Origin of the sequence: Notoacmeibacter ruber (genome assembly GCF_003668555.1) — a bacterium.
GTDB classification, from domain to species: Bacteria; Pseudomonadota; Alphaproteobacteria; order Rhizobiales; family Rhizobiaceae; genus Notoacmeibacter; species Notoacmeibacter ruber.
On sequence record NZ_RCWN01000001.1, the window covers coordinates 2,832,487 to 2,856,119 of the forward strand.

A 23,633-nucleotide genomic window follows, 5' to 3' on the forward strand; every position below is an offset into this window, starting at 1 on the left:
CCTCCCCTCCCGGGAAGGCACGGGAGGAGGGATCAGAACGTGGTCGTCGTTTTCGACGTAAGATGGGTCGGCGTCATCATGATGGCGCCGCTTATGACGCAGCGCCATTTTCGTGTCAATGCGCCGCTTCCGGCGCTCGATCGGAGGGCCGGCAACAGAGCGGGGTCAAAAAAGAGCAGAGCCGAGAGACGGTCTAGCGCAGGCGCGACGACTGGATCCGGCGCGCAACGAACCAGCTAACCGGCACAGCGACGAGAAAGCCGATCGCGGCGGCGCCCACAATTCCGACCGCATCGTATAAGCTCGGAATATTGAGGACAGCGATAACGAATATCCCCATCATGACGGGCATGGTTATGACATGAATAAGCGCGGTAACCTTGAGCATGATTCACCCTCCTGACACGACGAGCTACAACTTGCCGTTAGGTAAGATGTCTAGCAGGGGGCCAAACGAGCGAATTTGATATCGATCAAGCGCTATTACGTAATTGCAAAGCCTTAGCGGCCTTCCATTTCGCGCTGGCGCATGGGCATGGCGTCGATGATCCGAAAGATTGCCTCGGCCTCCACCGGATCGCGCCACAGTGCCTTACGCGTCCCGTCCTTTCCGACAAGAATCGATTCATAGCGCTCGCTCGGTACGTTGTAGAACGACCGCAGATCCTCCGCGGATACGCCCGATGGCGCCGAACCCAGTTTGGCCGCCACGCGATCCGTAACGGCAAGAACCGTCATGTCACGATCCTTCAGGCCATCCATCTGCCGCTGAAGAAGCGTCCATTGGGTCGCCGCGCCATCATCGTCGGGGGCGAAGATAAGAAGCGGTCGCTTGTCCCACTTCATGCCAGCGAGGGGCCGCTGCTGTGCGGCCGCGACAGGTGGCAAAAGTGTATCGAGGGCAAGAAAGCCGGCGGCGAGAAGAAATGCTGTTCTGATCATGGCGGCATAACGCGCATCGGAGCGATCCGGTTGCGCGCCTTTGCGCAGAAGCCTGCCATGCGATCGCTTAACGATGGTCACGAGAGGATTCGCAATCGCTCTTGTTATGGGCTCTGCCAATGCGCATATTACTCTCAAACCGGTAGGCCAACGCCTTCCGGATGGTTTCTGCCAGCTTATGAGAGGATCACGATGGCTGACCCTGTCCGCAATTTTCAGACCTACCAGACGGCCCGCGGCGGAGCGGTAGCCGATGCGTCGATTGATCAGGGCCTCCGGTCCTATATGATCAAGGTCTACAACCTGATGATGATTGGCCTGGTGCTGACCGGTGCCGTCGCCTGGGGCCTTTTCTCGGTCGCTGTCGACAACGGCCAGCTGACCCAGATCGGCGTCACGCTCTACACCACCCCTCTTCGCTGGGTTCTGATCTTTGCACCGCTGGCGATGGTCTTCTTCCTGTCGTTCCGCATTCACAAGATGAGTGTGGCGGCTGCGCAGGGCACATTCTGGCTCTATGCTGCTCTTGTGGGTGCGTCGCTCTCGACGATCTTCCTGGTGTTTACGGGTGAATCCATCGTCCGCACCTTCTTCATCACCGCATCGGCTTTCGGTGCGCTCAGCCTCTTCGGCTACACCACGAAGAAGGACCTGTCCGGTTGGGGCTCCTTCCTGATCATGGGCGTGTTCGGCCTGATCATCGCCTCCATCGTCAACATCTTCCTCGGCTCGTCCGCCCTTCAGTTCGCGATCTCGGTGATCGGTGTGCTCGTCTTTGCTGGTCTGACCGCCTATGACACGCAGCAGATCAAGGAGATGTATTACGAGGGTGACGACGAGGTCGTTTACGGTCGCAAGGCGATCATGGGTGCGCTGCGGCTCTATCTCGACTTCATCAACCTCTTCATGTTCATGCTTCAATTCCTCGGCAATCGCGAGTAAGTCAGCGACATGACTGATCTGGAAGGGCGGTCCTCGGGCCGCCCTTTCTAGATGTGGGGACAAGGCATGGCCATCACGATCCGACCTTTCGAAGCCTCCGACATTGACGCGATCGCCGCGATCTACGGAGAACATGTCCGGTCAGGTTTCGGCTCCTACGAACTCCAAGCTCCTTCGGTCGAGGAGATGAGGGGCCGTTTCGACAAGCTGGTGAATGGAAATTTCCCGATCCGCATCGCCTGCGAGGCCGACGGCACCGTTGTCGGCTATGCCTATGCGGGCCCGTACCATGGCCGGCCCGGCTGGCGCTTCACTGTCGAAGATTCCGTCTACATCGCTGCCGATCACATGGGAAAAGGGATCGGCAATGCGCTTCTGCTCGACCTGATCCATGTAACGCAGGCGGGGCCCTGGCGACAGATGATCGCCGTGATCGGCGATAGCGCCAATAACAAGGCATCCGTTGCTCTCCACAAGCGGCATGGCTTCGAGATGATCGGCACATTGAAGGATACGGGATGGAAAGGCGAAGCGTGGCGCGATACGGCGATCATGCAACTCGCCCTTTCCGAAGGCGGGATAACGGCACCGTCCGACAAGGTCGGATAGACGACCTCCGACATGAGGGGGCAATTCATGCCGGAGGCTGTCATAGGCGCCATAACGAGCGCCAACCGGCGAACCCTACCGCGCCGGCAGCGCACCGTCATTTAAGGATTGCTCGCATAGGGACAAACTTTTGTGATGGGACGTGAAGTGTCCGCCGAGCATGATTGACGCGCGCGCCGCTCGAACCCGTATCTAATCGCGCACGATCCGCAATTGCCGGTCGAAAACCCGCAGCACGACGGCCAGATCGCGACCGCGCTTGAGCGTTTGGCCATCGCCAGTCACGACACTCCATTCCCCTTGCTTGCGCGCGAGCTTGGGCTCCTTGACGATCTGGTAGAGCGGCACTTCGCGCGCACGGCGATAGACGGAAAACACAGCGCGATCGGACATGAAATCCAGCGCGTAGTCCCGCCATTCGCCGGCGGCCACCATGAAGCTGTAAAGATTGAGAATACGCTCCAGCTCTTGCCGCTGAAAAGTGACGTCCGGCACCGCAGAACCCTGTACCGTCCGGCGATGGGCCGTCAGATCGACAAGGTTGGCCGGCGACTTGGGCTGACTCATGCGGTCACCTTCTTGTTCATGCCGTCCAGAGTGGCCCGGACGGCACGATCGATGCAAGCCAATAGAGCCCTCTGCGGCCTATCCACTCGCATTTCTTTCGTCGAGAAGTCGGGTCGCGCCCAAAATCGCCCGAGGCCGACCAAGGCCGTCAAAGCGCTGGATCAGCAGAAAACTGTCCCCGCCATGGGCTTCAATATCCGAGCGCGGCAATTCGATCTGAAGGGCTTCGCCTCGCCAGCGCTGAAGGGTTCGCAGTTCTGCAGCCGCATTGACGGACAGCGAACTGCGGCCCGAATTGTCCCCTCCGGATATATAACGAACGCTATCAGGCACGGTGAGGACCAGAAGAAGGCGCAGATCGCCTTTCATGTCGCCGCGCGGCGGCAGACCGATCGTGACGGCATCCGGTTGGCGTTTCACGGAAATGGGGACCGGCTCCACATCACTGACAGGCAAGGCTTCTTCGATAAGAGTGCTGTGACCGGCAGCCATGCTCGTGACGCCATTGACCACGATCTGCGGCGTGAACACGCCCGATAGACCGAAAGCATCCCTATATCCATATTGCCGCTGCGAAGCCGCCGGCAGGCTGAGCGGGTCTTCCCAGCCGCGCATGTTCCAGTAATCGACATGCCACGCAATGGCGATCGTTCCGCGATGACGAGCCGCTCGGTCCAGCAAGCCGTCGGCACGCAGACACGAACCGCACGCTTCGGAGGTAAACAGTTCGAAAACCCGCAGCGGCGCCTGCCCCTGGGCCATCGCTTGGTTGGCGAGGCTCATCATCAGGGCCGCGACGATCGCGCCGAGAGTTTGCCTGGGCAGAAAACGGACCATCATCGGCCGATCCTGATCCGGCCAGCATCAAACGTCAATTCGGAGGCCGGTCTCTCCGCTTATGACAGGCGCCAGCCGAGTAGATAGAGATAGACGAAGCCCGCCATGATGCCGAAAGCCAGCGGCCACGCCCACCATCCAACAGTGATGGTGCGATACTGTCTAGGTTCCGAGGCGGAAGCCGTTGGTGCCGGATGATCGCCTTCTGTTGGATATGTCTCTTGTCGCGCGATCTCTTCCTCGACATCCGTACGGAAGGGCGCGATCCGATCACCCGAGCGGCGTATCTCGCGGGCAAAGCGTCCATCAGGGCGGAAGGTGACGCCTTCGCCCACCGAATAGGCCGTTTCATTGGCATCGATGTCGCTGTGCTGAAACCGGTAAACCTCCCCGTTCGCACCGATGATCCAGCCGCTCCACCAGTAATCATCCGATGATCGGTAAACGCCTTCCATGCGTGTCGCGCTGTCAGCCTGCATCGTCGGCCCTCCCTGATATGACCTCAAGTCAAGCCGTTGCGTCGGGAGATTGTCAATCGGTGCAGAAAAGGCGCGCTGGGCCGCTTTCTGTGTGGAACGCGGCCGAAAATTGCGGTGGGGCATGATTGTCATCCCGCTGTTACGCGAACCGCCTAAGGGAAAAACAACTTCAGCCTACGAGGGACGTCACCCGCATGAGCGAGACACCCAAAAAGGTCCGCACCCTTTTCCTCTCCGATATTCATCTGGGCGCCAAGGCCTCCAATGCTGGTGCTCTGATCGATTTTCTGCGCGAACATCAGGCGGAGAAAATCGTGCTGGTGGGCGATATCGTCGATGGATGGAAGCTGAAGCGCCACTGGCACTGGCCGCAGACGCATAATGATGTCGTGCAGAAATTGCTTCGTCAGGCCCGGAAGGGTGTCGAGATCATCTATGTGCCGGGCAATCACGACGAATTCGCCCGCGATTTTCAGGGGCGCCACTTCGGTGGAATCGAGGTGATCGACCGCGCCATCCATGAAACGGCCGACGGGCGACGCTTTCTCGTTATTCACGGCGATCAGTTCGACGTCGTGGTGATGAATGCCAAGCTCCTGGCTCACCTCGGCGACTGGGCTTATGTCGCGGCCATCAATCTGAACCGCTTTATCGCGATGGTACGCCGCGCCTTCGGCCTGCCCTACTGGTCGTTTTCCGCCTGGGCCAAGCTGCGCGTCAAACGCGCTGTCAATTTCATCGGCTCTTTCGAGCAGACCCTTGCCGCCGAAGCCCGCAAGCAGGGACTGGACGGCGTCATCTGTGGCCACATCCACCACGCCGCGATCGAGAAGATCGGCGAGGGAGTGACCTACGTCAATACGGGCGACTGGGTCGAAAGCTGCACGGCGGTGGTCGAACATTCCGATGGCACGCTGGAACTGGTTCGCTGGATGGATGTGCTGGCCGACCGGGAAACGGCGGCGCGCGTTCCCAAACTGCGCGCCCTGCCCGCCCCCGAAACGGAAAAGGCGCACGCGGCCTGATGCAACGAACCATTCTGATTGCCACGGATGCGGCTGCTCCGCAGATCAATGGTGTTGTCCGCACGATGGGAATTGTCACCGAAAGGCTTGCTGCCGAGGGCCATATTGTCGAGACCGTGGGTCCGTCACGTTTCCGCACGATGGCCCTTCCGTCCTACCCCGAAATTCCCATGTCGTTCGTGACGCCCGGAGCCATGGCGAAAATCGCCCGCCAATTTCGGCCCGACCATATCCACATCGTGACGGAGGGGCCAATCGGTCGCGCCATGCGGCGGGCATGCCTCCGCAATGGCTGGCACTATACAAGCGCCTATCATACGCGCTTTCCGGAATATCTTCGCCAGCGTCTTCCGGTGCCAATCGGCGTCAGCCACAGTATCCTGCGCCGCTTTCACAGCAATGCGGCGGCTACACTGGTGCCGACCGGTTCCATCGCCGACGATCTGATCTCTCATGGCTATGGCAATCTTCAGATATGGACGCGCGGCGTCGATCGAGCGCTCTTTCGGCCCGACCGGGCCATCGATCTCGACCTGCCGCGTCCGATTTTCCTGAACGTCGGCCGTGTGGCGCCCGAAAAGAACCTCGAGGCGTTCCTTGCGCTCGACCTTCCGGGCACGAAGCTAGTGATTGGCGATGGTCCCCAGCGCGCCGAACTGGAGCGTCGTTTCCCCGAAGCGGTCTTTCTCGGCGCCAAGACCGGCATCGATCTGGCAAGCCATTTCGCCGCTGCTGACGTCTTTGTGTTTCCGAGCCGGACGGACACGTTCGGCCTTGTCGTGCTGGAAGCCCTGGCGAGCGGTCTGCCCGTGGCCGCATTCCCCGTTCCCGGCCCCAAGGATGTGCTCGAGATCGCCGGTCCGTCCGCCGGGGTCTGCGATGAGGATCTTGAGAAAGCGGCGCTTGCCGCGCGCGATCTTGGCAGTGTCGATCCGGACGCAGTGCTTCAGTCCTTCAGCTGGCAAGCCTGTGCCGACATCTTCCTCAACACCTTGGTGCCAGCCGGTGTAAGCGACGCATTCAGGCACAAAGAGCCGGCTGTCGCCTGACAGCCGGACCCCGTCACTGCCGAGAGACCCGGTAACCCTCTTTGGACAGGCTACCGGTCTTTCAAGATCAGGCGGACAGTTCGCGATATTTCGCGGCGATTTCATCGCCCATTTCGCTTGTGCTGACCTTCCGGCATCCATCGGCCATGATGTCGCCGGTGCGGATACCACTTTCCAGAACATCGGCGATCGCCTTTTCCAGACGGTCGGCCTGTTCGACCATCTCGAAGGAATAGCGCAGACACATCGCAAAAGAGGCGATCATTGCGATCGGATTCGCTGCACCCTGGCCGGCAATATCGGGAGCCGATCCGTGGACGGGCTCATAGAGGGCCTTGCGTTTACCGCTCTTGGCATCCGGCGCGCCGAGCGAGGCTGATGGCAACATGCCGAGCGAACCGGTCAGCATAGCGGCGACGTCAGAAAGCATGTCGCCGAAGAGGTTATCGGTCACGATTACATCGAACTGCTTGGGCCAGCGGACCATCTGCATGCCGCCCGCATCGGCCAGCATATGGGTCAGTTCAACATCGGAATAACTGGCCTTGTGAACGGCGGATACCACCTCGTTCCAGAGGACGCCGCTCTTCATCACATTGCGCTTTTCCATCGAGCAGACCTTGTTGCCCCGCGTGCGCGCCAGATCGAAGGCCACGCCGGCAATACGCTCGATCTCGAACGTGTCGTAGACCTGCGTATCGATGCCGCGTTTCTGCCCGTTGCCAAGGTCGATGATTTCCTTCGGTTCACCGAAATAGACCCCGCCGGTCAGTTCACGGACGATCAGAATATCGAGGCCTTCGACCACGTCCGGCTTCAGCGAGGAGGCGGAGGCCAGCGCCGGATAGCAGATGGCCGGACGCAAATTGGCGAACAGTTCCATATCCTTGCGGAGGCGCAGCAGTCCTGCTTCCGGGCGGACCTCGTAAGGAACATCATCCCATTTCGGGCCGCCAACCGCACCGAAAAGCACTGCATCGGCAGCCATCGCCTTCGCCATGTCGTCTTCGGAGATGGCCGCGCCATGCGCATCGTAAGCGGCACCGCCCACGAGGCCCTTTTCCGTTTCGAAACCGGCGCTCTCTTCCTTGTTCATCACGGCGACAAGTTTCTCGACCTCGGCCATCGCCTCCGGTCCAATACCGTCACCCGGGAGAAGGAGTAGAGTTTTGGTCATGATGGTCGATCCTTGCGTGATAAGGCCAGTTTGCCCGACATTGAAAAGAGATGCGCTCTGCTAGCGTGGGCGCGTTCGGGCTGCAAGGGATGAGGAGGCTCAGCCCCTTTTTGCCGTAACCTCGATCTCGACCTTCATTTCCGGTTTCAGAAGGCCAGAGACCGCTACAATGGTCGCGGCCGGGCGGATCTCGCCAAATATACGGCCGGTCTGCTCAAAGACCGCCTCGGCATAAGCGATATCGGTCACGTAATAGGTTGCACGGACCACATCGCTCATGGCGAAGCCGGCCTCGTTAAGCGCTTTCTCGATCGTTGCAAGCGTATTGGCGGTCTGCTCGCCGGCATCCTCCGGCATGGTCATGGCGGCATAATCATAGCCCGTCGTACCGGCGACGAAGGCCATATCGCCCGAAACCACCGCGCGGCTATAGCCGGCCGTGACCTCGAAGGGAGAACCGCTGGAGATCAGACGCCGACCACTCATTGACCCGCCTCCAAATTAGGCCCCTTGGGCGTCTCCGGCGCTGTGTCCGTGTCACCATCGGCCGATTTTTGTTGCGGGAGAGGCGGAATGGAGGCGCGGACATCTTCCCCCGTCTCGAACCGATCATAGGCATCGCGCGCGCGGGGCGGCCATTCCTCCAGTTCGGGCCAGACCCTCGCCACCTCGCCATTCACCCGGGCCGCGAAGAATGTACCCTGGTGCACGCCATCGATCACGCCAAGCGCCTCGACCTGCTCGCACTGATTGGGGGCACAGCCCTGTGCGATGTGAATGCCAGGCTCGGGATTGGCGACTGCGCCACCATTTTCCAATGCCTGGACCACACCGAACAATTGGTCCCCGAGTGCGGTGGAGGCTTGAGCATAAACCGCCGCATTCTCCATGAGCTGGCGCACGGTGAGGCCGCGATCGGGCAGTTGGTCCCAGCTGGAGCCGGGCACTGGTGCAAAGGATAGATCGGCCGCGATCGCGAACCCCTCATCGGCGGTCCAGCGGACCATCGGATTGATCTGGCCGGGCGCGATCTTGTCCGAGAAGAAATAAAGCGCGTTGCTCTTCACGGCCGGCTCTTCCGTGCCGCAGATGAACGGCGGGGTTCGACCCCGGATCGTGCCGCGCGGGTCCCGCCAGACGACGACCAAAAAGCCATTGCACGGCGCCGCCGATTCCGCGTTCGCACCCATCGCGTAGAGAGCGACCGGCGCGCCGCCGACGGTGAACTGCCGAAGGAGCTGCGCTGAAAGATCCCGCGCAATCTCGGCCTCATCGAAAAAAACCGCCTTTTCGCCGTCAATGGCGCGGACGGAAAGCGTGCCGCCGGCAAATGGAACGGCGCTGACCGGCTCTCCCGGTAGCTTGAGCGGGGTGGAATCCGAGGTGCCGTTCGGTTCGCCACCCTCCTGCGCGGTTGGCTGTGGCTCGGCCTTTTCTTGGGCAATGGCAGTGCCGGCCGTCAGCAGGACCGCAATTCCCATCAAAATATGCGCCAGACGCGATGGCATCCTCGACTCCCAAGCAGATCGCCGAACTATCCTTAGCGGTAAAAGCGCAGTCCCGCCAATATGCTGGCGTGGGCTTTGAAACTGTCCTGTGGACCATTCGCCGGAGGCAGTCGGGATCGAGGGCTTTCACCGCTCCCGTCGATCGGTGCAACGCTGATGACGAAACAAAGAGCCGCCCGGAGGCGGCTCGTCAGTGCTGAGTTACGCCTTCAAGCCCAGGGACGCCGTTCGGCCAATTGCGTCTCGAACGTGCTGATCGATGCTTCCTTCTGCAGGGTCTCGCCGATGTCGTCCAGGCCATTCAGCAGACGGTGCTTGAGATTCGGATCGAGATCGAACTGCACCGCTCCGCCATCCGGCCCGCGAATTTCCTGCGCTTCAAGATCGATGGTGAGCGTCGCGTTGGACCCGCGTTCCGCGTCATCCATCAGCTTGGCCAGATCCTCTTCCGATACGGTGATCGGCAAAATGCCGTTCTTGAAGCAGTTATTGTAGAAAATATCCGCAAAGCCCGTGGAGATCACGCAGCGAATGCCGAAATCCAGCAGGGCCCATGGCGCATGTTCGCGCGATGAACCACAACCGAAATTGTTTCCAGCGACAAGGATCTGGGCATTTCGGTAGGCTGGCTGATTGAGGACGAAATCGGGATTTTCGGTGCCGTCTTCATTGTACCGCATCTCGGCGAAAAGACCCCGGCCAAGACCCGTCCTCTTGATCGTCTTCAGATAATCCTTCGGAATGATCATGTCGGTATCGACATTGACGACGGGGAGCGGCGCCGCGACACCAGTCAGGGTCGTGAATTTTTCCATGAGACAAAGCCTTTTGAATTTCTTGGCTTCGCATTAGCAAAGCCGGCGGAGGACGAAAAGTCCCGAAAGATGATCTCGTAACCGTTCGACTTGCGCTCGGCCGGGCGCAGCAGGAAAACTGTCTCCATGAATATTGATTCGTCTCATGTCCTTCCCGCCTTGCGAACCACGCTCTTCGTTCCCGCAAACAATGAGCGGGCGCTGAACAGGCTTGCGGAGCTTTCACCCGACGCTGTCATCTACGACCTTGAAGATGCAGTGGCGCCGGATCAGAAGACTGAAGCGAGGGAAACGCTGCGGAGCCATTTTCGTGCCCATCGAAAAGCCCCGTTCCAGCGCATCATTCGCATCAATCCGCTCATTGGCCCGCACGGAACCGAAGACATGCTGGCGGCCGTCGCGTGCCTTCCCGATGCGATTCTCCTGCCGAAGGTTGAGGAGCCGTCCGAAGTCCTGACACTGGCCGACGCGCTCTCTTCAATCAGCAATGCGGCGGCCTTCCGCATATGGGCCATGATCGAGACACCCCGTGGTTTCATGAACCTCTCGGTCATCGCGGAGCTCGGCAGGGCGCCAGCGTCCCGTCTGACGGCAATTGTCGCGGGGACGAACGATCTCGTGGCGCTGAGCGGTATCACGCCGGGCCCCTCGCGCAGCAATCTCGTGCCGTTTCTGGCACAGATGGTGATGGCGGCACGCGCCGGCGGCCTCTCCGTGCTCGACGGCGTCTTCAACGATCTTGGCGATCAGGGCGGCTTTGTGGCCGAGTGCGCGCAGGCAGCCGCGCTCGGTTTCGACGGCAAGACCCTGATCCATCCCGCTCAGATCGAACCGGCTCGATCAGCCTTCACACCGGATGAGGAAGCGAGGCGCGAGGCGCGCGCTATCATCGAAGCATTCGACGATCCCGAAAATGCCGGGAAAGCAGTGCTTACGGTGAATGGAAGAATGATCGAACATCTGCACCGCGATGCCGCTCTTCGGCTTCTGGCGCGAACCGGCGAGACCGCCTCAGGCAAAAAGGAATAAACGATGCAGCTCTATCGCGTTTTGACCGGCCCCGATGATTCCGGATTCTGCCATAAGGTCAGCGCCGCGCTGTCGAAGGGCTGGACCCTCCATGGCGACCCGTCTTATGCGCATGACCCGGCGAGCGGATCGATGAGAGTGGCGCAGGCTGTGACCAAGACGGTCGAGGGCAAGACTTATTCGCCCGAGATGAAGCTCGGAGAACAGTAGCCGAGTGAGCTGCATCGGCGGCGCATTCGTGACGTGCCGGGTCCAGCGATGAACGGTTCTGGGGGGCGGGGATGCACGATCGGAAATTTGCTTCGCATGAGGTCCTGGACTTCTACGAATCGGCGACCGACGAGATTACCGCTGCCCAGACCTCCTATGATCTGGTCAAGGCGGCGAAATCGATCGTCGCGTTCTTCGGGTGGAAGCATTTCATCATTCTGCGCCTGCCGGAGAAGGGCGACGATCCGCTTAGCGTCCTCACTTTGCTGACGAATTGGCCACCGGAGCTGATCCGCGCCTATGACAGCCACTCCCTGACACGAAGTAGTCCGGTCTTCGAGAGTTTGCGCAAAACGACCCTGCCTGTCGTTTATGATCTCGATCTGGACGATGAAAACGGTCCGTGTGAGCGGAAAAGACTTGCCCGAGAACTGTTCAAGAGTTTCGGACACCATAATGGCATCTACATTCCGACCGTCACGCCCACAGGCTTGCGGGGCGCGGTCGGCCTCGCAGGCAGGCGCGAAGAGATGACGACCGGCGAAAGCGCTGGTCTCGCCTATATGTGCACCCAGCTTTTCGAGCGGATCGTCCGCCTGGATGCCGATGTTCAGAAGCCGATCGGAAATATTCCGCCGCTCACCGGCCGCGAACTGGACTGCATCCGCTGGACGGCAGACGGCAAGACCTCGGCCGAAACCGCCGAAATCCTCAACACCACCGCGAACACGGTCAATCACTACCTCACGTCAGCCTCGAACAAGCTGCGAACCCTCAACAAGACGCATACGGTGGCCAAAGCGCTGCGGTTGAAGCTACTCGACTGAGTATCCTCTAGAAGCCTGCCGTAAAGCGTTGGCCGCTCGACTCCGCCATCAGTCGGCGCTGGCCTCGATATGCATCATGTCGTCATCCGACAGGCCAAAATGATGGCCGATTTCATGAATGAGAACATGAGTCACGATGTCGCCAAGCGTTTCATCGTTCTCGGACCAATAATCGAGAATGGCCCGCCGGTAGAGCGTGACGCGGTTGGGCCCCTCCCCGGTCTGCGGGTTCCAGCGCTCGGCAATCCCCCGCCCTTCGAACAGGCCGAGAAGATCGAAAGGCGTCTCCATCGCCAGATGGTCCATGATCTCTTCGGGAGGAAATTCGCTGACGTTGATCAGCACTTCGCCCGACAGCTCGCGAAAACGCTGCGGAAGATGAGCGTAGGCCAAGCGTGCCAGATGCTCGATCTCCTCGAGCGAGGGGGCATGCCTTCCGGCCCAGTCACCTGTACGATCCACACTTGCCATGTCCGTCAGCCTATAGGCAATCCGGCCTGCGCGGGGAAGAGACGGGCAACAGAAATCAGCCTCATTCATCTGACCCCGTCGACCCACCTTCGCCGCCAGCGGGCCGGCCGGCATTGGAGAGCATGGCGCCGGTTCTGTCTGCGGGCACAGGCGGCTCGTCCGCCAGCAGACGGGCTTCCGAGGGTAGAAGGATCGCCACACCGCCGCGGACCGGATAGGCAAGACCTGCGGACGGGGATACCAGTTCGCTCGCCTTTCTGTCGTAATGAAGCGGCGCCTTGGTCAGAGGGCAAACAAGAAGTTCCAGCATCGCCGGATCCGGCTTTTCCTGGCCGTGCGCCGGGCGTTGCTCTGTCTGGGCCTCTCCGCTCATCTCATTCTCACAAGGGTTGGTGCAGGTCCTGTCATTGCAGTTTGCTGCTTCCCGATCCTTCCGGCACCTTGGCGAGCAGCAGTTCCGTGATTGCCACAAGCGTATCGGCACGGCTTTTCAGATCCGGAGCCTCCAGAAGCGCCTGCTTTTCGGCAGGGCCGTAAGGCGACATCATGGAAAGGACATTGACGAGAGTCTGAGTGCTGGCCTGTTCCACGCTCCGCCAGTCGACCTCCATCTCATTGGCTTCGACGAACGCCTGAAAAGCAGAGATCAGCGCTTCGCGATCCACTTCGCTCCGGTCATCGTCCTTCAGATCGCCCGCGAACGGGGTCACATGCGCCATGCGATAGGGACGGCTTGGTCGAGAAACTTCTTCTCCGAGTCGAAACCGGCACACGCCATTGAGGGTGATCAGATAACGACCATCACCACTTTCAGCAAAAGAGATGATCCGCCCCAGACAACCGACCGTCGTCAGATGCGGCTCTCCATCCGCTCTCCGACTGTCATCCAGAGCCGGCTGAATCATGCCGATCAACCGATCTCCGGCCATGGCAGCCTCGATCATCTCGAGATAGCGTGGTTCGAAAATATTGAGGGGCATGCGGCCACCCGGCAGAAGAAGGGCTCCCGTCAGCGGAAAGACAGGCACGATCTCCGGTAGATCGCCTGCACTGTGATACGTCCTGTTGCCCGCCTGCATCTGATCGTTGCTCCCTGAGTCGGGCCGCAGAACGGCCCAGACCATGCATCTGGCGCAGATGGTGTTCTTCTCAACCGCCGAAGAAAAACGGCTCCTCAGGCGAAGAGCAGAGAGGAGAGCTTGCGGCGCGCCTTTGCCACCGCCGGCTCCTTGGGACCCCAAGCTTCGAAGAAGGTCAGCAGCTGCGTTCTGGCCTCGCCGTCACGCCAATCGCGGTCGCGCCGAATGATCTCCAGCAGATGGTCCGCCGCTTCCATTCGATTGCCACGGGCATTTTCGATCGCCGCAAGGTCACAGCGGGCCTGGTGATCATCAGGATTTGTTTCGAGCCGTCTGAAGAGAGCGTCCGGATCACCGAGCGCCGCGACCTCCTCTTCCAGCGCGATCCGCTTCTTCAGCATCGCCAGGCCCTCCAGGTCCGAATCATCGGGGAGGTCGGCGATCATCGCGGTCGCCTGCTCTTTCTCGCCGGCATCCCAGAGAAGGCCTGCAAGCGCCACGCGCGCTTCGCCATGCTCCGGCACACGCTGCAGGATCGCGGCGTAGACCTGCATGGCGCGTTCGTTCTCACCGCTGTTTTCCGCTTCGCGCGCCATTTCCATGGCCTGCTCGACCGGATCGGCAGGAGCGCCTTCGCCCTTTGGCAAGCGATCGACGAAAGCCTTGATCTCGCTCTCCGGCAGCGCTCCCATGAAACCGTCCACGGGTCGACCGCCGACAAAGGCAAAAACGGCCGGGATGGACTGAACGCCGAGCTGACCGGCAATGGCGGGATGCTCGTCAATATTCATCTTGACGAGACGGATCGCGCCCTTGGATTCGCGGACCACTTTTTCCAGCAACGGTCCAAGCTGGCGGCACGGACCGCACCATGGCGCCCAGAAGTCGACCAGAACCGGTACCTCTTTCGACGGCTCGATCACATCCTGCGCGAAACTGGCGGTGGTCGTATCGACGATCTGATTGTCGCCGGCCCCGGTATTTTCGCCCCCGGAAAGGTCCAGAAATCCGTTACCCGTGCTCATTGTCTGCTCCGACTGCCTGTCGTGAAATTCCTCACCCTATAGAGGGTCGGAAGCATCGATATTCAAGATGAGTGGATCATGGCCGGCAGACTTCATGAAGCTCAGAAGATCGTCCGGTTTGAGGGTGGTTGTGGCTTCGTTGGTCAGCGGATGGCAATGAACCACCTCGCCCGCCATCAGCGACGCATCGATGATGAAGGTGATCCGTTCGGGATCGGCGTTCATCGCAGCCAGGGCCGTAACGGAACCAGGCGCAACGCCCAACAGCTCGTCCATCATCTCGGCGGAGCCGAACGAGACCCGGCCCTGCGCGCCGATGAGGCGGTGGAGCCCCTTCAGATCCACCTCCGCCGCGTCCGGAACGGTGACGAGGAAATAGCGGCTCTTCTTGTCTTTCAGGAAGAGGTTCTTGGTGTGACCCGGCGCGTCGCCCCGGTCCTGCCGGCTGTCATCCACGGTGAAGTGCGGTCGGTGCCAGTGCGTCTCCGCAGCGATACCGAGAGCGGCCAGCCGGTCCAAAAGAGGCGCGGCGCGCTTACGGGCTTCAGGCGTCGGCTCGATCATGCTCATGGTAGTCCTTGCGCGATGTCTTATAGGAATGCCGAAACCCGCATCGCCCGGGCGCATCCCGCGGTCAAGCGGAAGTAGCGTTGCCGGCCGGCTTTCGTCTTCAAATTATTTCACTGAAATTTTCCTGTTGCATTTGCACGGCGCTTCGGCGATATAGCGCCCGTTCACGCCATCGAGATGGCGCGAAAGGTGATGAGCGGGTGTAGCTCAGGGGTAGAGCACAACCTTGCCAAGGTTGGGGTCGAGCGTTCGAATCGCTTCACCCGCTCCATTTTTCCGAACCAACGCAAAGCCGCGGGAAACCGCGGCTTTTGTCGTTTCTGGACCCTCGATGATCGGTTTCACTTCATCGAGGCGGGGGCATGAATCAGGACGAAACTCCCTGCTGGCGAGCGGTCTGGAATCGGATAGATCGTTGATCCGATTCCACTTTCTGAAGGCGCAACGTTCATGACGTCATAGACGCTGCGTTCACTCCTTCGGGTCTGTCATCCCACGTTGCAGTGCCGTATGGCTCTTTTTTTACGACTCCGAAGGGGCTAAAGCTGCTGCTTCGACGCATTTTTTTCGCCTCACAGGTCCTGGACATCCGCCGGAAGCGCGGCAGAGGCAATAGGGACAAAAGCCATGATCGGCAATTTTCGGATCGGCTCTCTCGTGGCCGTCTTGACCATTTTTACGCCCCTCTCCTTCGCAATCGCACAAAGTGAAGGCGCGCCCCCCAAAGCGGTCACGGTACGTACGCTGCAGCCGCAGACTGTCGCTCTCACCGTCACCCTTCCTGGCCGTGTACGCCCCTCCGCGCAGGCGGAAGTGCGTCCGCAGGTCAACGGCATCGTTACCGAGCGCCTCTTCGACGAAGGCTCCCAGGTTTCGGTCGGCGACGTTCTCTATCGGGTCGATCCGGCAACATACGAGGCCGCAGTGGCGCAGGCCCGCGCCAATGTTAGCCAGGCCGAAGCACAGCTGGGTGCTGCAAAGCGCGAAGCAGATCGCATTTCGACATTAAGCGAGCGCGGTATCAGCAGTACCGCTAACGAGGACGAGGCCGTATCGGCGCGCGATGCCGCCACAGCCGCTTTGGAACTGGCAACCTCGCAGCTGCAATCGGCCGAATTGGAATTGGACCGCACCGAAATTCGCGCACGCCTTTCCGGCCAGATCGGCTTTTCACAGACCAGTGCCGGCGCGCTCGTGACCGCCAGCCAGGCCGAGCCGATGGCCGTCATCCGTGCCATCGATCCGATCTATGTCGATGTAACGCAATCCGCGGCGGAACTTCTGGAATGGCGTCGGCGGCGCATGGGTGAAGCGGAGATGCGGCCAAGCGAGGTGAAACTGGTCCTTGCCGACGGCTCAACCTTCGATCAGACGGGCCAGTTGACTGCGGCCGAGCCGCATGTCGACGAGGTGACCGGCGTGGTCAGCTTGCGTGTCGAATTCGAAAATCCCGACAAGCTGCTGCTTCCCGGCATGTATGTTCAGGTCGAAATGCCCACTGGCAATGTCGATGACGTGTTTCTCGCGCCGCAGGAAGCTGTTCTTCGGGACCGGCGCGGCAATCCGAGCGCTCTTGTCGTCAATGCCGACAATGTCGTGGAAGAGCGCGCTTTGACGATTATTCGCGATCGTGGCTCCGACTGGATTGTCGAAGATGGACTGAAACCCGGCGATCGCATCATCGTGGCCGGCGGCCAGAGCGTCGCGGCCGGCGCCACGGTAACGCCGGAGGAAGAAAGTCGGGAGAAGGCAGAAGAAGCGCCGGAAGCAAAAGCTGAAGGTAAAGGTGAAAAGAGCAATGATACCGAGCCAGCACCAGCGGCTGGCAGCGAGGGTTAGAACGTGTCGCGTTTTTTCATTGACCGTCCGGTTTTCGCCTGGGTCATCTCCATTCTCATCATGGGTGTCGGCGTCCTGTCGATATTTACCCTTCCGATCGCCCAGTATCCCCAGATCGCGCCACCCACGGTCTCGGTCAGCGCAAGCTATCCGGGCGCATCCGCCCAAACCGTCGCCAATACCGTCACCCAGGTCCTGGAGCAGCAGCTGACGGGTCTCGACGGAATGCGCTACTTCTCGTCGACCTCGTCGTCGGCGGGCACAGCCTCGATCACTCTGACGTTCGAGACAGGCACTGACCCCGACATCGCTCAGGTGCAGGTGCAAAACAAGATCAGTCAGGCATCCGCGCTCCTGCCCGATACCGTCCAGCGCCAGGGCGTGACAGTCCAGAAATCGTCATCCGGCTTCCTGCAGGTGATCGGTCTGATTTCCCCATCCGGCAAATACGACCAGTCGGACCTCGCCGACTATCTCGACACCAATATGGTCGACGAAATCAGCCGTATCGACGGTGTCGGCAACGTCCAAGTCTTCGGCTCGCCCTACGCGATGCGCATATGGCTCGACCCGGCCAAGCTCGCTTCGTTTGAACTGACGCCAAGCGACGTGGTCGCCGCGGTCCGTGAAGAGAACGCCCAGATTTCCGCCGGAGCTTTCGGAACGCGCCCGACCGTCGCCGATCAGGAACTGACGGCCACGATCACGGCGCAATCGCTTCTGTCCACGCCTGAAGATTTTCGCCAGATTGTTTTGCGTGCCCAGACAGATGGCGGGTTGGTGCTTCTCGGCGATGTGGCGGAAGTCGAGATCGGTGCGGAAGGCTATAATTTCGAATCGCGTTACAATGGCGCGCCGGCGGCCGGCATGGCGATCAGTCTGGCGACCGGAGCCAATGCGCTCGACACCGCCTCCGCCGTTGAAGAGCGGATTGAGGAGTTCGCCGCCCAGTTTCCAGAGGGCATGGAATATGTCGTGCCCTACGACACCACGCCGTTCGTTGAGATTTCGATCGAGGAAGTGGTCAAGACGCTCGGCGAAGCGATTGTTCTCGTCTTCCTCGTCATGCTGCTTTTCCTTCAGAACATTCGCGCGACGATCATTCCGACCCTCGCCGTTCCGGTGGTTCTGCTCGGCACGTTCGGAATCCTGGCCGCCAGCGGCTTCACCATCAACACGCTCACCATGCTCGCCATGGTGCTGGCCATCGGCCTCCTTGTCGACGACGCCATCGTCGTCGTCGAGAATGTCGAACGCGTGATGGAGGAAGACGGCCTCGACCCGAGGGAAGCGACACGAAAGTCCATGGGCCAGATCACCGGCGCCCTGATCGGTATCGCCATGGTGCTCTCCGCCGTTTTCGTGCCCGTCGCGTTTTTTGGCGGATCCACCGGTGTGATCTATCGTCAGTTCGCTGTGACCATCGTTTCCGCCATGGCGCTATCGGTGGTCGTGGCGTTGACCCTGACGCCGGCGCTCTGCGCGACACTTCTGAAGAACACCGGCCATGCCAAGTCCCACGGCCCGTTCGGGATTTTTAACCGGGGTTTCGACAAGCTTCTTGGCGGCTATGGCAGCACCATTGGATGGACCATCCGCCGACCGCTGCGTATCGGGCTGATCTATCTGGCCCTGGCGGCCGCGATGGCGTTTCTCTTTCTGCGGACGCCGACCGGCTTTCTTCCCGATGAAGACCAGGGCATCATGTTCACCATCATCCAGGGCCCCACGGGAACAACGATCGACCGTACGATCGACGTGCTGGAACAGGTCGAGAATTATTATCTCGAACAGGAATCCGAGATCGTGGATTCCGTCTTCGGTGTCGCCGGTTTCGGCTTTGCCGGTCAGGGACAGAATCTCGCACTCGCCTTCGTCCGCCTGAAGGATTGGGAAGAGCGGCCTGAGCCGCAGCAGAGCGCGCAGGCCCTTGCCGGTCGTGCATTCGGCGCATTCGCCCCGATTCGCGGCGCCGCGGTCTATCCCGTGGTGCCGCCGGCGGTCACAGAACTCGGCAACGTCGCCGGTTTCGACTTCTATCTGCAGGCCCGCGCCGGCCAATCCTATGATGCCTTGCGCGATGCGCGCAATCAGCTGCTTGGCATGGCCGCGCAAAGCGATCTGATCGCGTCTGCCCGTCCGAACGGACTGGAAAGCGCTGCGCAGTTCAATATCGATATCGACTGGCGCAAGGCCGGCGCCATGGGCGTTTCGGCGACCGATGTCAGTACGTTGCTCTCAATTGCCTGGGCCGGCTCCTACGTCAACGACTTTGTCGACCGAGGCCAGATCAAGCGAGTCTATGTTCAGGGCCAGGCTGATGCCCGGACAACGCCGTCCGATCTCAGTCGGTGGCGGGTGCGAAACGATACGGGCGGTCTCGTTCCGTTTGCCAATTTTGCCGAAGGCAACTGGTCACAGGCGGCGCAGGGGATCTACCGCTATAATGGTGTTCCGGCCATGCAGCTTCAGGGCTCGCCGGCGCCGGGTGTCTCCACGGGTGAGGCGATGGCGGAGATGGAACGTCTCGTCTCGCAGTTGCCGGAAGGCTTCACGCTGGAATGGACAGGCCTGTCCCTCGAAGAGCGACAGTCCGGCAATCAGGCGCCGCTTCTCTACGGTTTGGCGCTTGCCGCCGTGTTCCTGTCGCTTGCGGCCCTTTATGAAAGCTGGACCATCCCGTTTGCCGTCATGCTGGCCATGCCGATCGGTATTTTCGGGTCGCTGGTTGGAGCATGGCTGGGCAATTTCCAGAATGGCGTCTTCTTCCAGGTCGGACTGCTTACGGTTATCGGCTTGACGGGCAAGAACGCCATCCTGATCGTCGAATTCGCGCGTGACAGGATGATGACCGGAGAACCGTTGCTGGAGGCCGTGACGGAGGCGGCGCGTCAGCGTTTCCGTCCGATCGTCATGACATCGATGGCGTTCTCCCTCGGCGTGCTACCGCTCGTGCTTGGCACGGGTGCCGGCGCGGGAGGCCGTAATGCCATCGGTGCGGGCGTTCTCGGCGGAACGATCTCCGCAACGATCCTCGGCGTGCTCTTCGTGCCGCTGTTTTTCACGATCATCATGCGCATCTTCGGACGAAAGACGCTGCGGCGTGTCGCGAAAAACAAGGAAGCTACTGAGACGGTGCAGCCGGCGGAATAGCGTTCTGCGCCTGAGCTCTTGCCGCCTGCCGCCTCGTCGGCGGCAGGCGCAGCCATTGCGCGGCTTCTACTTCTCTGCTCCCACAAGCCATGCTAGGGCCCGATGATGGCCGCACGCAAAGCTCACGAAGTCGACGCATGGATCGATCGCCCGGACCCCCGCATCCGAACGGTCCTCGTCTACGGCCCCGACCGCGGCCTGGTCTCGGAGCGCGCCCGCCGCTTCGCACAGCAAACCGGGCTGGACCTGCATGACCCCTTCGCGGTTATTCGTCTGGAAGGTGCGGAGGTCGACGCCGATCCAGCTCGGCTCGCCGACGAGGCACGAACGTTCTCGATGTTCGGCGGCGAACGGCTGATCTGGGTGCGCAATACGGGCGGCTCGAAGGGGCTTCTGAACGTGGTCAGCGATCTTCTGGCCGAGCCACCATCCGACGCCCGAATTTTGCTCGAAGCCGGCGACCTCAAACGAGCGGCGGGCAATCTGCGCGGCCTTTGCGAGAAGGCCGAGACCGCAATGGCCCTGCCCTGTTATGCCGACAAGGCGCGCGATCTGGAACGGCTGATCGAAGACATTCTGGGCGGCGCGGGACTGACCGTACAGACGGAGGCCAAGAGCCTTTTGGTCAATGCGCTCGGCGGCGACCGCCTCGCCTCCCGAGGCGAACTCGAAAAGCTCGCCCTTTATGCCGACGGCCGCGCCGAGGTCACCGACGAGGACGTGATTGCGAGCATTGGCGACGTCGCCGCACTGTCGGCCGATTCGCTGGCGGATGCCGCGTTGACCGGCAATCTCGTCATGCTGGACCGTGAATTGGGGCGACTTGTCCAGGCGGGTACCGATGTCAACGCCGTCCTCGCCACGCTCATTCGCGCGATCGGACAATTGCACGATCTGCGATTGATGATGGAGAGCCGCGACCTCTCAGCCGCAAGCGCCGTTCAGCAAGCACGCCCGCCCGTCTTCTTCACCCGCCGCAATGCCGTGACAGAAGCTCTGAAGGCTTGGACTAGCGAGCGGATCGCCGCAGCGGAAGAGCGCATCCACGAGACGGTTCTGGCGGTCCGCCGAAGCGGCAGGCTCGAGGTGGAGACCTTGCGCCATACCCTCCTCGCCATCGCTATCGAAGCCAGACGGCACGGCCGGACCGGATAAAAACGGCTTCAGCTATTAAACAGCCGGCTTAGCAATTGATCCAACTCGTTCTGATCGCGATATTTGAGGCGTACTTCCCCACCCTTCTTTCCGGGTGCGATGCGCGTCTTCAGGCCAAGCGTACCCGTTAGGCGGCTCTCAAGTTCGGCAATCGCTTCATCGGGCTCGCGCCGCTGACGCCGCTCTCCCGATGATGGCTGATCGCCGGCACCCTGCGCAATGGCCTCAGCCTGACGCACGGTCAGACCCTCTTCCACGATCCGGCGCGCCAAGGCCTCCGGCTTATCCGCCGTGATCAGGGTGCGCGCATGACCGGCGGAGAGATCACCGTCGCTCAGCATGCGTTGAACTTCGTCGGGAAGTCTAAGAAGACGCAACGTATTGGCCACATGGCTTCGGCTTTTGCCGATCACGCCTGCCAGTTCGTTCTGCGAATACTCATGCTCGTCGATCAGAGCCTGGTAACCGGCTGCTTCCTCGATGGGGTTGAGGTCCGCCCGTTGAACATTCTCGATGATGGCCAGCTCCAGGGCGGTGCGGTCGTCCACATCGCGGAGAAGGTAGGGAACTTCGATCAGGCCTGCGCGCTTACTCGCGCGCCAGCGGCGCTCGCCGGCAATCAGCTCGAATCCGTCGGGATTGGCGGAGGAGCGCCGCACGACCACAGGCTGCACGAGGCCATGAGCACGGATCGACTGCGCAAGATCTTCGATCTCGTCCTCCGCGAAATGGCGCCGCGGATTACGCTGATTGGGAACGATCCGATCGATTGCAATCCGTCCATCCGCTGACGGCGCCGGTGGCGGAGATACTCTCTCATCCGCTGGCGGATCGATTTCTCCAATCAACGCGGCAAGGCCGCGGCCAAGTCTCTTTCGAGGCGCTTCATCCGTCATCATTGCTTCCTCATGCCGCCTGCAATTGGCGTTCGCGTCGGATAACCTCCGAAGCGAGCTGGAGATAGGCCTGGCTACCGCTGCATTTGAGATCGTAAAGGATTGCAGGCTTGCCGTGGGAGGGGGCTTCCGAAACGCGGACGTTTCGGGGAATGACCGTCTTATAGACCTTCTCGCCCATATGTTCGCGCACATCTTCCACCACCTGGTTGGAGAGATTGTTGCGCCGGTCGAACATCGTCAGCACGATGCCCTGAATTTCCAGTTTCGCATTGATAGTCTGACGGACCTGTTCGACGGTTCGCAGCAACTGGCTCAAACCTTCCAGCGCAAAGAATTCGCATTGGAGGGGCACAAGCACCGAATCCGCCGCTGCCATGGCATTCAGCGTGAGAAGATTCAGAGACGGCGGGCAATCGACCAGGACGTAGTCGTATTTTGCGCCGGCGATACGAGCCGCACGCAGCGCGGTCTTGAGTTTCATCGCGCGATCTCTTTCGCCCGCAATCTCCATCTCTACACCCAGGAGATCCATGGTCGAGGCGACCACATGCAACCCCGGTACGGCCGTCGGAATGGCAGCTTCGGCAATGCTGTGACTGCCGACCAGAACGTCGTAAGCGCTGATAAGACGTTCTTCGCGTTCCACGCCGAGACCCGTACTGGCATTTCCCTGCGGATCGACATCGACCAGCAGCACGCGCTGGCCCGTTGCCGCGAGTGCGGTACCGAGGTTGATCGCAGTTGTCGTCTTGCCGACCCCGCCCTTCTGATTTGCAATCGTTATGACGCGCATCGCGGTCCTCGCATTCAGCGAAAAGGTTAACCCTACTTAAATCACAACCGGACGGGGTTTTGAATCCTTAGAATCACGCTTTCGGCATCGATGACGCTTTGATGCACAGTAAGATCGAATTCGAAACGTGTTCGAGCCGATGCGATTTCCTCCTCATATCGCCGACCTTTGTGGAACAGCCCGATAGCGCCGCGGGACATCCAGGGCTCTGCCATCGCGATCAGAAGATCGAGAGGGGCGAGCGCACGAGCCGTCACGAAGTCCGCCCGTTCAATCCGTTCTGAGGCGTCTTCGATCCGGACGGGGTGAACGGTTGCGGCAGCACGACATTGCGTGACACAGTTGAGGAGAAACGACGTTTTCTTGCGATTGCTCTCGACGAGATGGATGTGCCCGTCTTCATTCGCCAGACATATTCCGATCGGTAAGCCCGGAAGTCCGCCGCCCGAACCAAGATCGACCCACTCCGCGCCCAAATCGCCGAGATCAAGAACTTGAAGGCTGTCGTCGATATGCCGTCTTCTAAAATCTTCAAGGGTCGACGGGGCCGCCAGATTGATTCGCGCATTCCAAGACTTGAACAACTGTTCGAAAAGCTCCAGTCGCTTTTCTGTTTCACGTGAAACAAGCATT

Annotated in this window: 27 protein-coding genes and 1 tRNA gene; 11 read left to right on the forward strand and 17 right to left on the reverse strand. The window is 60.5% G+C overall.

All coding sequences use genetic code 11. From position 1 onward, the window contains the following. Window positions 1–193: 193 nt before the first annotated feature. Together D8780_RS13605 and D8780_RS13610 are read right to left on the reverse strand one after the other, a co-directional pair. Window positions 194–388, reverse strand: coding sequence for a hypothetical protein (locus tag D8780_RS13605; RefSeq protein WP_121646091.1), 195 nt, complete (start codon window positions 386–388; stop codon window positions 194–196). 113 nt (window positions 389–501) lie between these two features. Continuing rightward, window positions 502–1,023, reverse strand: a complete 522-nt coding sequence (locus D8780_RS13610; RefSeq protein ID WP_147440324.1) for a DUF4174 domain-containing protein — start codon at window positions 1,021–1,023, stop codon at window positions 502–504. A 111-nt stretch (window positions 1,024–1,134) separates the two neighbouring features. Between D8780_RS13610 and D8780_RS13615 the strand changes: the two genes are divergently transcribed. Both D8780_RS13615 and D8780_RS13620 read left to right on the forward strand, forming a co-directional pair. Continuing rightward, entirely contained in the window at window positions 1,135–1,884 is a 750-nt protein-coding gene (locus D8780_RS13615; RefSeq protein ID WP_121646093.1) for a Bax inhibitor-1/YccA family protein, read from the forward strand. Window positions 1,885–1,950: 66 nt separating this feature from the next. Next, window positions 1,951–2,493, forward strand: coding sequence for a GNAT family N-acetyltransferase (locus D8780_RS13620; protein ID WP_121646094.1), 543 nt, complete (start codon window positions 1,951–1,953; stop codon window positions 2,491–2,493). A gap of 192 nt (window positions 2,494–2,685) precedes the next feature. Here D8780_RS13620 and D8780_RS13625 read toward each other — a convergent pair whose 3' ends face one another. The 3 genes from D8780_RS13625 to D8780_RS13635 all read right to left on the reverse strand — a co-directional run bounded on the left by D8780_RS13625 (window position 2,686) and on the right by D8780_RS13635 (window position 4,376). Beyond that, window positions 2,686–3,060 (reverse strand): DUF2794 domain-containing protein, encoded by a 375-nt coding sequence (locus tag D8780_RS13625; protein WP_121646095.1) that lies wholly within the window; start codon window positions 3,058–3,060, stop codon window positions 2,686–2,688. Between the two features lie 78 nt (window positions 3,061–3,138). After that, on the reverse strand, window positions 3,139–3,900 hold the full coding sequence (locus D8780_RS13630) for a DUF1223 domain-containing protein (protein WP_121646096.1): 762 nt from the start codon (window positions 3,898–3,900) through the stop codon (window positions 3,139–3,141). Window positions 3,901–3,956: 56 nt separating this feature from the next. Beyond that, window positions 3,957–4,376, reverse strand: coding sequence for a hypothetical protein (locus D8780_RS13635; protein WP_147440325.1), 420 nt, complete (start codon window positions 4,374–4,376; stop codon window positions 3,957–3,959). A 194-nt stretch (window positions 4,377–4,570) separates the two neighbouring features. Here D8780_RS13635 and D8780_RS13640 point away from each other — a divergent pair, with 194 nt between their 5' ends. Beyond that, window positions 4,571–5,401 carry a UDP-2,3-diacylglucosamine diphosphatase gene (locus tag D8780_RS13640; protein WP_121646098.1) on the forward strand — a complete coding sequence of 277 codons (831 nt, stop codon included), beginning with the start codon at window positions 4,571–4,573 and terminating at the stop codon, window positions 5,399–5,401. Next, window positions 5,401–6,450: a glycosyltransferase family 4 protein gene (locus tag D8780_RS13645; RefSeq protein ID WP_121646099.1), complete on the forward strand. Its 1,050-nt coding sequence runs from the start codon at window positions 5,401–5,403 to the stop codon at window positions 6,448–6,450. Before D8780_RS13640 ends, D8780_RS13645 begins: the two co-directional genes overlap by 1 nt. 67 nt (window positions 6,451–6,517) lie before the next feature. On the opposite strand, the gene leuB is transcribed toward D8780_RS13645, so the two are convergent. The 4 genes from leuB to leuD all read right to left on the reverse strand — a co-directional run bounded on the left by leuB (window position 6,518) and on the right by leuD (window position 9,950). Then, window positions 6,518–7,630, reverse strand: a complete 1,113-nt coding sequence (gene leuB, locus D8780_RS13650; protein WP_121646100.1) for a 3-isopropylmalate dehydrogenase — start codon at window positions 7,628–7,630, stop codon at window positions 6,518–6,520. 96 nt (window positions 7,631–7,726) lie between these two features. After that, complete coding sequence (locus tag D8780_RS13655; protein WP_121646101.1) at window positions 7,727–8,113, reverse strand: RidA family protein; 387 nt, start codon at window positions 8,111–8,113, stop codon at window positions 7,727–7,729. Next, window positions 8,110–9,135, reverse strand: coding sequence for a hypothetical protein (locus D8780_RS13660; RefSeq protein ID WP_121646102.1), 1,026 nt, complete (start codon window positions 9,133–9,135; stop codon window positions 8,110–8,112). Before D8780_RS13660 ends, D8780_RS13655 begins: the two co-directional genes overlap by 4 nt. Window positions 9,136–9,344: 209 nt before the next feature. Continuing rightward, the gene (leuD, locus tag D8780_RS13665) at window positions 9,345–9,950 is read right to left on the reverse strand and encodes a 3-isopropylmalate dehydratase small subunit (RefSeq protein ID WP_121646103.1); all 606 of its coding nucleotides are present in this window, start codon (window positions 9,948–9,950) and stop codon (window positions 9,345–9,347) included. A 126-nt stretch (window positions 9,951–10,076) separates the two neighbouring features. Between leuD and D8780_RS13670 the strand changes: the two genes are divergently transcribed. The 3 genes from D8780_RS13670 to D8780_RS13680 all read left to right on the forward strand — a co-directional run bounded on the left by D8780_RS13670 (window position 10,077) and on the right by D8780_RS13680 (window position 12,016). Beyond that, a complete protein-coding gene (locus D8780_RS13670) occupies window positions 10,077–10,979 on the forward strand; it encodes an HpcH/HpaI aldolase/citrate lyase family protein (protein ID WP_121646104.1) in 903 nt (300 codons plus the stop codon). A gap of 3 nt (window positions 10,980–10,982) precedes the next feature. Continuing rightward, complete coding sequence (locus D8780_RS13675; protein WP_121646105.1) at window positions 10,983–11,189, forward strand: DUF1737 domain-containing protein; 207 nt, start codon at window positions 10,983–10,985, stop codon at window positions 11,187–11,189. Window positions 11,190–11,260: 71 nt separating this feature from the next. Further along, window positions 11,261–12,016: a helix-turn-helix transcriptional regulator gene (locus tag D8780_RS13680; protein ID WP_121646106.1), complete on the forward strand. Its 756-nt coding sequence runs from the start codon at window positions 11,261–11,263 to the stop codon at window positions 12,014–12,016. 48 nt (window positions 12,017–12,064) lie between these two features. Here the strand turns inward: D8780_RS13680 and D8780_RS13685 are convergent, their stop codons facing one another. The 5 genes from D8780_RS13685 to D8780_RS13705 all read right to left on the reverse strand — a co-directional run bounded on the left by D8780_RS13685 (window position 12,065) and on the right by D8780_RS13705 (window position 15,155). Beyond that, window positions 12,065–12,487, reverse strand: a complete 423-nt coding sequence (locus D8780_RS13685; RefSeq protein WP_121646576.1) for a metallopeptidase family protein — start codon at window positions 12,485–12,487, stop codon at window positions 12,065–12,067. Between the two features lie 61 nt (window positions 12,488–12,548). After that, window positions 12,549–12,860: a Trm112 family protein gene (locus D8780_RS13690; RefSeq protein WP_121646107.1), complete on the reverse strand. Its 312-nt coding sequence runs from the start codon at window positions 12,858–12,860 to the stop codon at window positions 12,549–12,551. 31 nt (window positions 12,861–12,891) lie between these two features. Beyond that, entirely contained in the window at window positions 12,892–13,566 is a 675-nt protein-coding gene (locus D8780_RS13695) for an LON peptidase substrate-binding domain-containing protein (protein ID WP_121646577.1), read from the reverse strand. Window positions 13,567–13,661: 95 nt separating this feature from the next. Next, a complete protein-coding gene (locus D8780_RS13700; protein ID WP_121646108.1) occupies window positions 13,662–14,591 on the reverse strand; it encodes a thioredoxin family protein in 930 nt (309 codons plus the stop codon). Window positions 14,592–14,627: 36 nt separating this feature from the next. Then, window positions 14,628–15,155, reverse strand: a complete 528-nt coding sequence (locus tag D8780_RS13705; protein WP_121646578.1) for a prolyl-tRNA synthetase associated domain-containing protein — start codon at window positions 15,153–15,155, stop codon at window positions 14,628–14,630. A gap of 202 nt (window positions 15,156–15,357) precedes the next feature. Between D8780_RS13705 and D8780_RS13710 the strand changes: the two genes are divergently transcribed. From D8780_RS13710 to holA, 4 genes are all read left to right on the forward strand, one after another. Next, window positions 15,358–15,432: transfer RNA gene (locus D8780_RS13710), tRNA-Gly, on the forward strand. Window positions 15,433–15,788: 356 nt separating this feature from the next. Continuing rightward, complete coding sequence (locus D8780_RS13715; RefSeq protein WP_121646109.1) at window positions 15,789–17,000, forward strand: efflux RND transporter periplasmic adaptor subunit; 1,212 nt, start codon at window positions 15,789–15,791, stop codon at window positions 16,998–17,000. Window positions 17,001–17,003: 3 nt separating this feature from the next. Continuing rightward, window positions 17,004–20,153 carry an efflux RND transporter permease subunit gene (locus D8780_RS13720; protein ID WP_121646110.1) on the forward strand — a complete coding sequence of 1,050 codons (3,150 nt, stop codon included), beginning with the start codon at window positions 17,004–17,006 and terminating at the stop codon, window positions 20,151–20,153. 102 nt (window positions 20,154–20,255) lie between these two features. After that, window positions 20,256–21,308 (forward strand): DNA polymerase III subunit delta, encoded by a 1,053-nt coding sequence (holA, locus tag D8780_RS13725; RefSeq protein ID WP_245412348.1) that lies wholly within the window; start codon window positions 20,256–20,258, stop codon window positions 21,306–21,308. A gap of 8 nt (window positions 21,309–21,316) precedes the next feature. On the opposite strand, the gene D8780_RS13730 is transcribed toward holA, so the two are convergent. From D8780_RS13730 to rsmG, 3 genes are read right to left on the reverse strand one after another with little or no spacing between them, the layout of a single operon-like run. Then, entirely contained in the window at window positions 21,317–22,204 is an 888-nt protein-coding gene (locus D8780_RS13730; protein ID WP_121646580.1) for a ParB/RepB/Spo0J family partition protein, read from the reverse strand. Between the two features lie 10 nt (window positions 22,205–22,214). Then, window positions 22,215–23,000 (reverse strand): ParA family protein, encoded by a 786-nt coding sequence (locus D8780_RS13735; protein ID WP_121646111.1) that lies wholly within the window; start codon window positions 22,998–23,000, stop codon window positions 22,215–22,217. Between the two features lie 41 nt (window positions 23,001–23,041). After that, window positions 23,042–23,632, reverse strand: coding sequence for a 16S rRNA (guanine(527)-N(7))-methyltransferase RsmG (rsmG, locus tag D8780_RS13740; protein ID WP_121646112.1), 591 nt, complete (start codon window positions 23,630–23,632; stop codon window positions 23,042–23,044). Between the last annotated feature and the right edge of the window lies 1 nt (window position 23,633).